15 protein-coding genes are annotated in these 11,580 nt (G+C 69.6%); 8 read left to right on the plus strand and 7 right to left on the minus strand.

Going from position 1 to position 11,580, the window contains the following annotated elements:
• The 6 genes from ACLARN_RS35720 to ACLARN_RS35745 all read right to left on the minus strand — a co-directional run bounded on the left by ACLARN_RS35720 (position 1) and on the right by ACLARN_RS35745 (position 4,369).
• Positions 1-306, minus strand: coding sequence for a hypothetical protein (locus ACLARN_RS35720; protein ID WP_409495889.1), 306 nt, complete (start codon positions 304-306; stop codon positions 1-3).
• Positions 303-704 carry an Asp23/Gls24 family envelope stress response protein gene (locus ACLARN_RS35725; RefSeq protein ID WP_409495890.1) on the minus strand — a complete coding sequence of 134 codons (402 nt, stop codon included), beginning with the start codon at positions 702-704 and terminating at the stop codon, positions 303-305. Before ACLARN_RS35725 ends, ACLARN_RS35720 begins: the two co-directional genes overlap by 4 nt.
• Positions 694-1,260 (minus strand): Asp23/Gls24 family envelope stress response protein, encoded by a 567-nt coding sequence (locus tag ACLARN_RS35730; RefSeq protein ID WP_409495891.1) that lies wholly within the window; start codon positions 1,258-1,260, stop codon positions 694-696. The genes ACLARN_RS35725 and ACLARN_RS35730 overlap by 11 nt, the downstream gene beginning before the upstream one ends.
• Positions 1,251-1,832, minus strand: coding sequence for an RNA polymerase sigma factor (locus tag ACLARN_RS35735; protein ID WP_409495892.1), 582 nt, complete (start codon positions 1,830-1,832; stop codon positions 1,251-1,253). Before ACLARN_RS35735 ends, ACLARN_RS35730 begins: the two co-directional genes overlap by 10 nt.
• Positions 1,833-1,986: 154 nt before the next feature.
• Entirely contained in the window at positions 1,987-3,165 is a 1,179-nt protein-coding gene (locus ACLARN_RS35740) for an FAD-dependent monooxygenase (protein ID WP_409495893.1), read from the minus strand.
• Between the two features lie 58 nt (positions 3,166-3,223).
• On the minus strand, positions 3,224-4,369 hold the full coding sequence (locus ACLARN_RS35745) for a CaiB/BaiF CoA transferase family protein (protein WP_409495894.1): 1,146 nt from the start codon (positions 4,367-4,369) through the stop codon (positions 3,224-3,226).
• 237 nt (positions 4,370-4,606) lie between these two features.
• On the opposite strand from ACLARN_RS35745, the gene ACLARN_RS35750 reads away from it, so the two are divergent.
• From ACLARN_RS35750 to ACLARN_RS35785, 8 genes are all read left to right on the plus strand, one after another.
• Positions 4,607-5,434 (plus strand): NAD(P)H-binding protein, encoded by an 828-nt coding sequence (locus ACLARN_RS35750; RefSeq protein WP_409495895.1) that lies wholly within the window; start codon positions 4,607-4,609, stop codon positions 5,432-5,434.
• 97 nt (positions 5,435-5,531) lie between these two features.
• Positions 5,532-6,680 carry a N(5)-(carboxyethyl)ornithine synthase gene (locus ACLARN_RS35755; protein ID WP_409495896.1) on the plus strand — a complete coding sequence of 383 codons (1,149 nt, stop codon included), beginning with the start codon at positions 5,532-5,534 and terminating at the stop codon, positions 6,678-6,680.
• Between the two features lie 71 nt (positions 6,681-6,751).
• Complete coding sequence (locus ACLARN_RS35760) at positions 6,752-7,027, plus strand: hypothetical protein (RefSeq protein WP_409495897.1); 276 nt, start codon at positions 6,752-6,754, stop codon at positions 7,025-7,027.
• Positions 7,028-7,042: 15 nt separating this feature from the next.
• On the plus strand, positions 7,043-8,434 hold the full coding sequence (locus ACLARN_RS35765; protein WP_409495898.1) for a sensor histidine kinase: 1,392 nt from the start codon (positions 7,043-7,045) through the stop codon (positions 8,432-8,434).
• Entirely contained in the window at positions 8,431-9,096 is a 666-nt protein-coding gene (locus ACLARN_RS35770) for a response regulator transcription factor (RefSeq protein ID WP_409495899.1), read from the plus strand. Before ACLARN_RS35765 ends, ACLARN_RS35770 begins: the two co-directional genes overlap by 4 nt.
• 57 nt (positions 9,097-9,153) lie before the next feature.
• A complete protein-coding gene (locus ACLARN_RS35775) occupies positions 9,154-9,738 on the plus strand; it encodes a DUF4956 domain-containing protein (RefSeq protein WP_409495900.1) in 585 nt (194 codons plus the stop codon).
• Positions 9,735-10,505, plus strand: coding sequence for a polyphosphate polymerase domain-containing protein (locus ACLARN_RS35780; RefSeq protein WP_409495901.1), 771 nt, complete (start codon positions 9,735-9,737; stop codon positions 10,503-10,505). The genes ACLARN_RS35775 and ACLARN_RS35780 overlap by 4 nt, the downstream gene beginning before the upstream one ends.
• Positions 10,506-10,560: 55 nt before the next feature.
• Positions 10,561-11,067 carry a hypothetical protein gene (locus ACLARN_RS35785; RefSeq protein WP_409495902.1) on the plus strand — a complete coding sequence of 169 codons (507 nt, stop codon included), beginning with the start codon at positions 10,561-10,563 and terminating at the stop codon, positions 11,065-11,067.
• Positions 11,068-11,084: 17 nt separating this feature from the next.
• Here ACLARN_RS35785 and ACLARN_RS35790 read toward each other — a convergent pair whose 3' ends face one another.
• On the minus strand, positions 11,085-11,363 hold the full coding sequence (locus tag ACLARN_RS35790; protein WP_409495903.1) for a hypothetical protein: 279 nt from the start codon (positions 11,361-11,363) through the stop codon (positions 11,085-11,087).
• Positions 11,364-11,580: the final 217 nt, after the last annotated feature.

Here is an 11,580-nt window from a genome sequence, read left to right on the forward strand (position 1 = left end):
TCAGGGAACGAGCGCGGCGGCGTCCACATCGGTCACGACGATGCGCAGACTCGCGTTCTCCCAAGCGGTTCCGGTCAGCACGGCACGCAGTACGGCACCGGCGTTCTCCGTCAGCGGCGGGATCGGGACCTCCAGTGCGACGACGCGGATTTCGACGACGCCCTCGGAGATGTCGACGGCCATGACGTCGAGGTCCCACGGCACCGCCGAGGCCGCGGCCGTGGTGGACGGTGTCGCCGCGCGAAGCCCCGGGATGTCTCGGAGCGCGCTGAGCAGCGACGCGGTCAGTTCGGAACGTGCGGTCACAACAGTCCTCCACGGATTTCGATGTCCAAAATGGACACCGAGACGGCCGAGGGCGTGAGCCCGGTCGCCTCGGTGACCGCCCGGCTGACGGCACGTTGCACCGCCTGCGCGGTCGCGGCCGCCTGGTCGAGGCCGGAGAGCGAGAGATCGATCTCCACTCGCACGTCGGGTGGATCGTGCTCGACGAACGCGCGGACCCCTTCGGTCGGCGCCGGTTCGAGACCCTTGATCCGCTGCCGCGCGATCCGGGCCAGCGAACCCGCCAGCCCGCGCAGACCGGGTTCCAGGCGTACCACGCCGGGGACCTTCGCCGCGGCATGCGCGGCGACCGCCGCGACCACCGGCGGGGCGATGACCGTTTCGACCAGTTGCCCGGCCGGGGCCTGTTCACGCGTCATAGAGGTCCTCCACCACCAGATCCAGCCGGGTCAGCCGGATGCCGACGCGGGCACCCGCGGCCGCGGTGACCCGTTCCCGGACGACGTCCAAGGAGCCGCCGTCGAAATCGTGCGCGATCGCGAGGCTCAATTCCACGTCCACCGCCAGCGCGTCGGTGTCTTCCCCCGATCGGCGGACCCGGCAGTGCCGCGCGCGGACGCCGTCGACGGAATCCGCGGCGAACCGCAGTACCGCCGCGACAGCCTGGTCGCTCACCTGCACCTCGCCCGGTTCCGGGCTGGCCAGCGGCACCAGATCGCGGCGCCGCACCTCGGCGCGGACCGCCGACATGATGCGGCCGACGAGGTCCGGCGACGGCTCGGCGTCGTCGGCGGCCAGCTCGCCGGTCAGCCCGCGCAGCACTCGGAGGCTCTCGCGGGTCGCCCGGCAGTGCGGGCAGTCGAGTTCGTGCGCGTCCGCCCGGCCGGCGTCGACCTCGTCGAGCCGTTCCCAGACCTGTTCCACATCACGGCCGCACGGCAGCAGGTAGTCCTGGGTCGCGTGATTCATCGCCATGGCGCCATCACCTCCGCCAACTGTGCTCGTGCTCGTGCGATGCGTCCGCGCACCGCCGTGGTGGTCGCCCCGATCGCGTTCGCGATCTCCTCGTAGGAGCGGCCGTGGACCTCGCGCAACAGCCAGCAGGCCCGTTGCTCGGCGGTCAGTTGGTCCAGCGCGCCGGTCAGCGCCGTCATCTGCGCGCTCGTCTCGGCCGCGTGATCCGGCCTGCCCGCCGGACCCTCGGACTCCCGCAGGTCCAGTTCGACGTCGGCCACCGGTTTCCGCGCGCGGATCACGTTGAGGCACCGGTTGGTCGTCGTCCGGTAGAGCCAGCCGACGAACGCCGCGTCCTCCTGCAACTGGTCGAGCCGTCGCCAGGCGGTGAGGAACACCTCCTGGACGACGTCCTCGGCGTCGCCCTTGTTCCCCAGCATCCGCAGCGCCAGCCGGTACATCGGTCCCTGGAAGCGCAGGACGAGCTGCTCGTACGCGCGGATCTCACCGTCGCGGGCCCGCGCCACCAGTGTGGCGTCGTCCAGCACGGTTTCACCGGCGGCGGGCGCGTCCTCTCTCGCCGACGTCGTCATCCAGCGCACCTGTGCAGTGACGCCATCCGAAGCTCCCTTCACGTCACCTTCTTCGGGTGACTCCCGTAAGACACGTCTTCCCCGGAAACGTCACGCGGGAAACCCTGTCCAGCCGACCACGGCACGGTGGCGTGCGCATGCCGAAGTCGGGTGGTCACGCTCGGTGGGTGAGCGCGGGGTAGTCGTCCAGGGTGATGTCGGTGGCGAACTTGTCGGTCACCCACAGCATCCAGCGGAGCATGAACGGACGCCGGAACATCTGGTTACGCAGGTTCATCCGCAGCTTCGACGACGGCGCGAGGAACGGGCCCGCGTTGGCGCCGCGGGCGATCTTGGCGTAGCCGCGGAACTTCTCGTCGTACTGACGGAAGGCCACCTCGTGGTCGCCGTTCGCGGCGGAGAGTTCGCCCGCGATGACGTACGCGGCAACGACGGCGAGGCCGGTGCCGAAGCCGCCCAAGGTGTTGCCGTAGGCCGAATCGCCGAGGAGTGCGACGCGGCCGGTGGAGTAGCTGTCCATCGTGACGCGGCTGATCGAGTCCAGGTAGACGTCGTCCGACCGCCGCACCGCTTCCATCAGTTCGGGCAGCCGCCAGCCGCCGTCGGCGAACGCGTCGGCCAGGATCTTCTTCTGCTGGTCGGGGTCGTACCGGTCGTAGGCGATTTCGGGGGAGGCGAACACGAAGAACGCGGCCGCCTTGGGCCCGCCGGTGGCGGCGAGGCGGCCGGGCTCGTTGTACATGATCGAGGTGCCGCCGGGGCCGCGGAAGTCGTCGGTCTCCCCGGTCTCGACCAGGGCGTAGTAGTGGCCGAGGTGCTGCACGTAGTCGGTCTCCGGGCCGAAGGCCAGCCGTCGCACGGTGGAGTGGATGCCGTCCGCGCCGAAGACGAGGTCGAACCGTCGCGGTGCCCCGCGTTCGAAGGTGACGTCGACGCCGTCGGCGGTCTCCGTGAGCGAGGTGATCGAGTCACCGAAGACGTACTCGCAGTCCTGGGCTGTCCGTTCGTAGAGGATCTCGGCCAGGTCGCCGCGCCGGATCTCGACGTCGCCGCCGGTGAACTCGCCGGGCATCACGGCGAGTGGGCGTTCCGTGGCGTCGATGATGGTCTGGTCGTGCCCGCCGGTCTGGCGCCGGTACACCTCGTCGAGGATGCCCATCCGCTCCAGCACGGTGCGGTGGGTGGCGCCCTTGAAGTCGACAGCCTGGCCGCCGGTGCGGAGTTCCGCCGACCGTTCGACCACGGTGACCTCGTAACCCTGGCGGGAAAGCCAGAAGGCGAGCGCGGGACCGGCGATGCTGGCGCCGGAGATGAGGACGGTCTTGTTCGTCATGGCCGGAAGCTTCGCGGCCGTCGTTGACGAAGCGCTGACAGTCCGCTGACCGTCGCTGTCAGCTCCAACCGGGCAAGGGAAGGGTGAGCTGGGCGGGGTCGCCCGGTGGTGCGGTCTCGTAGCGGGGCGGCGTCGCCGACAACCCGATCGGGTTGCGGGTCAGCCGCACGGACGTGCCGTCGGGCCGGGGGAGGTCGACCGTCGGATCCAGGCCGAGCCGTTCGGCGAGGGCGAACGCGCCCGCGACGTCGTTGACCTCGCCGGCGGGCACCCCGGCCGCGCTCAGGTCCGTCGCCCACTCGGCGGCCGGGCGCCGGGCCAAGTGCTCTTCCAGCAACTTTCGCAGTTCGACGCGGTGCTCGACCCGCGCCGGGTTGGTCGCGAACCTGGCCTGACCCGCGAGTTCCGGCAGGCCGATGACCTCGCACAACGCCGCGAACTGCCGGTCGTTGCCGACGGCGAGCGCGATCTCGTGATCGGCGCACGGCACGAGTTCGTAGGGGGCGATGCTGGGGTGCCGGTTGCCCATCCTCGCCGGTACCGTCCCGCCGGAGGTGTACGCGCTGCCCTGGTTGACCAGCGCGGCGAGCAGACTGGACAGCAGGTCGATCTCGACGCGCTGGCCCTCACCGGTCCGGTCACGGTGGCGCAGGGCGGCGAGGATCCCGACGCTCGCGAACAGCCCGGCCAGCACGTCGACGAGCGCGACGCCGACCTTCTGCGGCTCGCCCGCCGGGTCGCCGGTGATGCTCATCAGCCCGCCGACAGCCTGGATGAGCAGGTCGTAGCCGGGCAGCGCCGCGCCGCCGCCGGAGCCGAAACCCGTGACGGAGCAATAGACCAGTCCGGGGTTCGCCGCCCGCAGGGGCTCCGGACCGAGGCCGAGGCGGTCCATCACGCCGGGCCGGAAGTTCTCGACGACGACGTCGGCTTCCAGCGCGAGCGCGCGGGCCTTGGCGAGGTCGTCCGGATCGCCGAGGTCCAGCGCCACACTCGTCTTGTTCCGGTTCACCGACTGGAAGTACGTCGCCTGGCCGGACGCGTCGTACGGCGGCCCCCAGCTGCGGGTGTCGTCGCCCGTGCCCGGCCGCTCGACCTTGACCACCGTCGCGCCGAGATCGGCGAGGAGCATCGTGGCGAACGGGCCGGCGAGCACCCGCGAGAAGTCGAGGACGCGCAGCGGGCCGAGTGCGGTGTCGGGCATGAGCCGACCCTAAAGGGTGTCTCCCAGGTCAGGGCGGCTGAAGGACGCTTTCCCCGCATGCCATGCGACGAAAGCGTCCTTCACCGCGTGAGACGAGGGGAAGGGCCCCTTCAGCCCCCTTCAAGTTGTGATCACGGTCACGAAAGGCCGGTTTTCCCAATACTTTCCTCTAGGTACCTACTATCTCCAGGAAGGTAGCTTCGGTCGCGTCAGTGAAACGCGAATCGAGGAGCGACCATGATCGTGGTGACCGGAGCGACCGGGAACGTGGGACGGCGACTGGTGGAAACCCTTGCCGCCGCAGGGGAAAAGGTGACAGCCGTGTCGCGCCGAATCTCGGCGGCGGACGTGCCGGACGGCGTTCGGACCGTCCAAGCCGATATCGCGAAACCAGCCGACCTGAATCAGCTGTTCGACGGCGCGGACCGGCTTTTCCTTCTGACATCAGGCGATTACCTGGCAGCGGGCGGCGATGTCGCGGAACTCGCCGCGGCGGCGCGGCAAGCGGGTGTGCGGCGGGTCGTGCTGCTGTCCTCCCAGGGGGTCGGGAGCGGGCGGCACGCGCCGGCCTTCGAAGAGGCGGTCAAGGCGTCCGGTCTGGAATGGACGATGCTGCGGCCGGGAGGCTTCGCCAGCAACGCTTTCCAGTGGGCGCCGTCGATCCGCGCCGATCGCGTCGTCGCCGCACCGTTCGGCGACGTCGCGCTGCCCGTGATCGACCCGGCCGACATCGCCGACGTCGCGGCCGTCGCGCTACGGGAGACCGGCCACAATGGACAGACCTACGTGCTGACCGGGCCCGAGCCGATCTCGCCCCGGCAGCAGGCGGCAGCCTTCGGTGACGCGCTGGGCGAGCCGGTGCGGTTCGCCGAACTGGGCGAGGACGAGGCGCGGGCGGCGATGTCGGCGTTCATGCCGCCGGTGGTCGTGGAGGCCACGCTCGCCATTCTCGGTTCGCCGACGGAGGACGAGCGGCGCGTCAGCCACGACGTCGAACGGGTGCTGGGACGTCCAGGGCGGACCTTCACCGAGTGGGTGGCGCGGAACGTGGCGGCGTTCAAATGAGCTGAACGGCGAGGGACTCGGGGTGCTCTCGGGCACCCTGGCCCTACGCCGGTCCCGCTCCTTATGCTTAGACTGAGGTCTATTTAAGGGGCCCCAAGTGGACCAGCTCACTCTCGGCGTCATTTCGCGCTCGCGCAAAGAAAACGAGTGGCGGCTTCCGATCCATCCGCGCCACCTCGAACGGATCGACCCCGAACTCCGGAAGTACATCTATCTCGAACACGGCTACGGTGAACGTTTCGGTATCCCCGACGAGGACCTGGTGCTGCTCGTCGCGGGCCTGCGGTCACGGGAATGGCTCATCGCGGAATGCGACATCATCCTCCTGGCCAAACCGCTCGCGGACGATCTGGCCGAACTCCGGCCGGGGCAGATCCTGTGGGGCTGGCCGCACTGTGTCCAGGACGACAAGCTCACCCAGCTGGCCATCGACCGGAAGCTGACGCTCGTCGCCTTCGAAGCGATGAACCACTGGCGGGGCGACGGTTCGTTCGGCTTGCACGTCTTCCACAAGAACAACGAACTCGCGGGCTATTGCTCGGTGCTGCACGCGTTGCAGCTGATCGGTTCGACCGGTGACTACGGCCGCCGTCTCCGCGCCGTCGTGATCGGCTTCGGCGCGACCGCGCGGGGTTCGGTGACGGCGCTGAACGCCCACGGCATCCACGACGTGCACGTGCTCACGCATCGCGGCGTCACCGCGGTCGGTTCGCCGATCCATTCCGCGAACATCGTGCACCTCGACCACGACCTGAACGGCCCGGCCGATCTCCGTCGCAGTCACGCGATCACCGAGACCGGCCGCGTGCCGCTGGCGGACTTCCTCGCGGAGCACGACGTCGTCGTCAACTGCGTGCTGCAAGACCCCAAGGCCCCGTTGATGTTCCTCAAGGAGGAAGATCTCGCCGCGTTCCGGCCCGGAAGCCTCGTCGTCGACGTTTCCTGTGACGAGGCAATGGCTTTCAGCTGGGCGAAGCCGACGACGTTCACCGAGCCGACCTTCCAGGTCGGCGGCGTCACCTACTACGCCGTCGACCACAGCCCGTCCTATCTCTGGGACTCGGCCACCTGGGAGATCAGCGGCGCGCTGCTGCCGTATCTGAAGCGGATGCTCGGCGGACCATCGGCTTGGGCGGGCGACGAAACGCTCGAGCGCGCCGTCGAGATCAGCGAGGGCACGATCCAGAACACCGACATCCTGTCTTTCCAGCACCGCTCGCCGGAATACCCGCACGCGCGGTTGTGAGCCCGGCTCGATGAGAAAGTTCTCATCGAGTCCTCATGGGCGGCTCACTCCCGCAGGGCAGTGTGGGTGGCATGCGAGTCCGAATCTTCGTACTGGCCGGGGTCGCCGCCGTCGTGGTGGCGGCCGCCGGCACGTTCGCCGTGATCGCGGCCACCGCGGCCTCGCCGCCCGACCTCGGTCCGGCGGTCGTCGCCCCCGCGGGGCAGGCCGTCTCCGGGCCAGGGGAGGCGGGTGCGCCGCCCGCCGTCGTCCCGCCCCGGCTGGCCGGGGACGACGACGACATCGATGATGGCCATGACCATGACGATGACGGCGACGACCACTTCGACTTCGACCTCGACGACTGAGCGGGGCCGCCACCGATGAGTGCCCGCGCCCGGATCCTCGCGTGGGTCCTGCTGGTCGTGCTGCTCGCCCTCGCCGGGTCGCTGCTGGCGACCCGCACCGTGCTGCACAACCAGCTCGACCAGCGGCTCGACAACGAGATCGCGCACGAGACCGGCAAACTCCGGGCGTTCCTCGCGTCCTCGGACGCCCGCCCCGCCGGGCAGCCCGCCACCGTCGAGGCGGTCCTCGGCCGTCACCTGGAACGGAACCTGCCCGAAAAGTACGAGACGTTCTTCTCGGTCGTCGACGGCGCCGCGTCGAGGCGCAGCGCCATCGAGCCGCCGGTCCGGCTCGACACGGACCCGAAGTTCGTCGGCGAGCTGTCCCGCGTCACGAGCCCGGCGTACGGCACGGTGACCACCGCGGTCGGCTCCGCGCGCTACGGCGTCGTCCCGGTGACCATCGACGGCTCTCCGGAGCGCGGGGCGCTGGTGATCGTCGAGTTCGTCGACCACGCCGCGGGCGAGATCAACGACGTCGTCGGCGTCATGGCCGCGATGTCCGGGGCCGCGCTGGTGCTCGCCGGGCTGATCGGCTGGCTGGTCGCCGGCCGTATCCTCGCGCCGGTGCGGGAGGTGCGGCTGGCCGCGGAGCAGATCGGCGAGACCGATCTTTCGCGCCGCATCGAGGTCCGCGGCTCGGACGACGTCGCCGCGCTCGGCCGCACCTTCAACACCATGCTGGACCGGCTCGAAAGCGCCTTCGCCGGGCAGCGCGACTTCATCGACGACGCCGGGCACGAACTGCGCACGCCGATCACCATCGTCCGCGGTCATCTCGAGCTGATGGGCGAGGACCCCGAGGAGAACGCGGCCACCCGGCATCTGGTCCTCGACGAACTCGGCCGGATGCAACGGATCGTGGACGATCTGCTGGTACTGGCGAAATCCGGCAGCCCCGACTTCCTCGCCCCCGGCGACGTCGACCTCGCCGACCTCACCGTCGAAACGCTCGCCAAATCCCGGCCGCTGGCCGAACGCGCCTGGCGGCTCGACGCGGTCGCCGAAGCGACCGTCCGCGCGGACGGGCAGCGGCTCACGCAGGCCTTGCTGCAACTGGTCTCCAACGCCGTCCGGCACACCGAGCCCGGTCAGGAGATCGCGCTCGGCTCGGAGGTCACCGCGACGACGGCGCGACTCTGGGTTCGTGACACCGGCGAAGGCGTCCCGCCCGACTCGAGGAGCCGGATCTTCGAACGCTTCAAACGCGGCAGCAATTCGAGCGGCGACGACGGCGCCGGACTCGGCCTGGCGATCGTCGCCGCGATCGCCGAGGCGCACGGCGGCCGCGTCCTGCTCGACACCGCGCCTGGCGAGGGCGCGTGGTTCACCATCGAGATCCCTGTCGCGGAAGGTACGGACCGGTGACCAGTGTGCTGGTGGTGGAGGACTCCGCCCGTATCGGCGCGTTCGTCGAGAAAGGCCTACGGGCTCAGGGATTCGCGACCCGGTGGGTCAAGACCGGCTCCGAAGGGCTGACCGAGGCGCTGACCGGCGCGCACGATCTGGTCGTCCTCGACCTCGGGCTGCCGGACCTCGACGGCTCGGATCTGTTGCGGGCCCTGCGAGCGGCGGGCCGGACGGTGCCGGTGATCATCCTGACCGCGCGGGACAGCGTCGTCGACCGGGTCGCCGGGCTGTCCGGTGGTGCCGACGACTATCTGGCCAAACCGTTCGCGTTCGAGGAACTGCTCGCCCGGATCCGCTTGCGGCTGCGGGGAAATCCCGAAGCAGAACCGGCGGTGCTCCGCGCCGGGGAGCTCTCGCTCGACCTCCGCACGCGGAAGGTTTCGGTGGCGGGGGAGGAGAAGGATCTCACCGCCCGCGAGTTCGCGCTGCTGGAGACGTTGCTGCGCAACCGCGGGCAGGTGCTGTCGCGGGAGCAGTTGCTCGGCGGTGTCTGGGGGTTCGACTTCGACCCCGGCTCGAACGTGGTGGACGTCTACATCCGTTACCTGCGCGGGAAGATCGGCGCCGAGCGGATCGAAACCGTGCGGGGGATGGGCTACCGGCTCGGTGAGTCCCGATGAGACGGTTCTCATCGGGTTCTCACGACGGTCTCTTTTCCGGGCGGCACAGTGGTTTCCATGACCACGACACTGCTCCATCTCGCCGTCGACCTCGTCGCCGCCGTCATCCTCGCGTACGGTATCTACTACCGTCGCCACCAGCGAGGTGATCTCGCCTGCGCCTACCTCGCGCTGAACGTCGGTGTCTGCGTCTCGGTCGCCGTGCTGCTGTCCGTGCCGACCGCGAGCGCGCTCGGGTTCGGCCTGTTCGGCGTGCTGTCGATCATCCGCCTGCGGTCCGATTCGATCAGCCAGCAGGAGGTCGCGTACTACTTCGTCGCACTGGTACTGGGTTTGGTGAACGGGCTGCCGTCCGCGGACTGGCGGATCGTCGCCGTCTTCAACGTTCTGCTGCTCGCCGTCATGTACGTCGCCGACCACCCTTCGCGCACGCGCGGGCCGCAGCGGCGGACGGTCGTACTCGACACCGTGTACCCCGACGAACAGACCATGCTGATGGAACTGCGAGCGCGGCTCGGCGGAACCGTCGTGCGGCACACAGTGTCCGAAGTGGACTATGTCCGTGAGGTCACCGTCGTCGACGTCCGCTTCCGCCCGGACGCCGCGCCGGTCGTCCACGGCGCACCGGCGGGATACCGGTGAGCGGGCGCGGAACGGCCACCGTGGCCGCGGTGGCCAAGGGACTTCCGTCGCTGTCACTGGCCGAGGTCGTCGCCACGAGCGGGCTGATGAGCCGGACGGACCGCAAGTACGTCCTGCCGCTCAACGACTTCCTGGCCGTCGCTCAGGAACTGGGAGAGTCGGTGCACTGCCTGGAGATCGACGGGCGGCGGATGTTCGGTTACTCGTCGACCTATTTCGACACACCGGGTCTGGCGATCTTCCGCGCCCATCGGCAGGAACGGCGTCGACGCTTCAAGATCCGCACGCGTACCTACACCGACTCGGCCGACACCTTCTGCGAACTCAAGGTCAGCGGACGGCGGGACGAGACGGTCAAGGTCCGCCGTCCGCATCCAGTCGAGACGGCGCATGGCCTGACCGCGTCCGCGCTGACGTTCCTCGACGACGCCCTCACCGCCGCCTACGGCCACCCCGCGCCCCGGCCGCTGACCCCGGCGCTGGTCACCGACTACCGGCGCACCACCCTCGTCACCGCCGATACGCGGATCACCTGTGACACGTCGCTGGTCTGGCGATCCGGATCCCGGAGCCTCGCCGCCGGGGGTGATTTGGTGCTGCTGGAGGTGAAGTCGGCGTCCGAGCGCAACAGTGTCACCGAAGCGCTGGCGAAACTGCGGATCCGGGAGCAGTCGGTGAGCAAGTACTGCGCGGGACTGGTGGCGCTGGACCTGGCGACCGGCGGGAACCGGTGGCGCCCGGCGCTGCGGCGGCTCGGGGTGGCGTAACGCTCGGCGGGTGGCGGCCGACCCCCAGCTGTTGGGGAACCGAGGGAGGGAAACCATGAGGACGAGAGAGAAAGTCGCGCTCGCGGCCGGAGGACTGGCTGTCACCGCGGCGGCGGGCACGGTGCTCGCCGGAACTTCCGGCGCCGTCGGACCGTCGCCCGCGCCGCTCGTACAGGCCGCGGAGGTGTCGTGCGTGACCGATGGTGCGGGCATGTGCACGGTGCAGCACGCTCTGGGCGCGGTTCCGGCGGTGGTCGTCATCTCGGCGAACACGCCGGGGCAGTTCAACGCGTACATGCTGAACACGGTGCAGGGTTCGTACACGGCGACGACGTTCCAGGTGCGGGCGATGTTCAACCAGACCACGCCGAAGGTGGGCGGATCGATCTGGTTCAGCTACGCGGCTTACGGCGGGCAGGTTTCGCCTCCGACGAAGACCACTCTGCCGCCTACAACTCCGACCGTACCGACCACGACACCCACCACCACGCCGCCGTCGAGTGATACGCCTGGACCGGGGACGACCACTCCGCCGGGCGGTGGTTCGGGCCTGGGCAACTGACCGTCCAAAGAGGACCATTACGGCCGGGGCCGCGGCGACGGCCGGTCACCCAGCTCGTCGGTGAAGATCGTGTCGACGCGCAGACTGGCCCGCCGCAGCACCCGGACGCTCGCCCTCAGTAACACCAAGCCGCCGATGGCGACCACGACACCGAGCCCGATGGCGACCGAATTCGCCACGAGCGCCTCCCTGTACTGATGGGCGAGATACCCCAGGCCCATCCCGATGGTCAGCGTGTCCCCGAGCGCGAGCAACCAGCGCCGAAGCACTCGTGGTGCGGCCGGCAAGGCAGGCACAGGTATCACCGTCCCCCGCCGCGCTCGGCGTTGGTCCTTGCAACCTAGACGAGCCCGCGCCGTCCGGCGGTGGAAACCAGCTGTTTGGCCTAGTACTGCAACGGCACTCGCATGGGTAGTGGATGATGTTGCGGGTGATGGACATGGTGGTGGCTGAGCTGGGTCGGGTCCATGAGCGGATTTCGGGTCGTTTCACGAGGTTGGAGCCGCGGGGCCG

The sequence above is a fragment of the Amycolatopsis sp. cmx-11-12 genome (assembly GCF_046269425.1).
Classification (GTDB): domain Bacteria; phylum Actinomycetota; class Actinomycetes; order Mycobacteriales; family Pseudonocardiaceae; genus Amycolatopsis.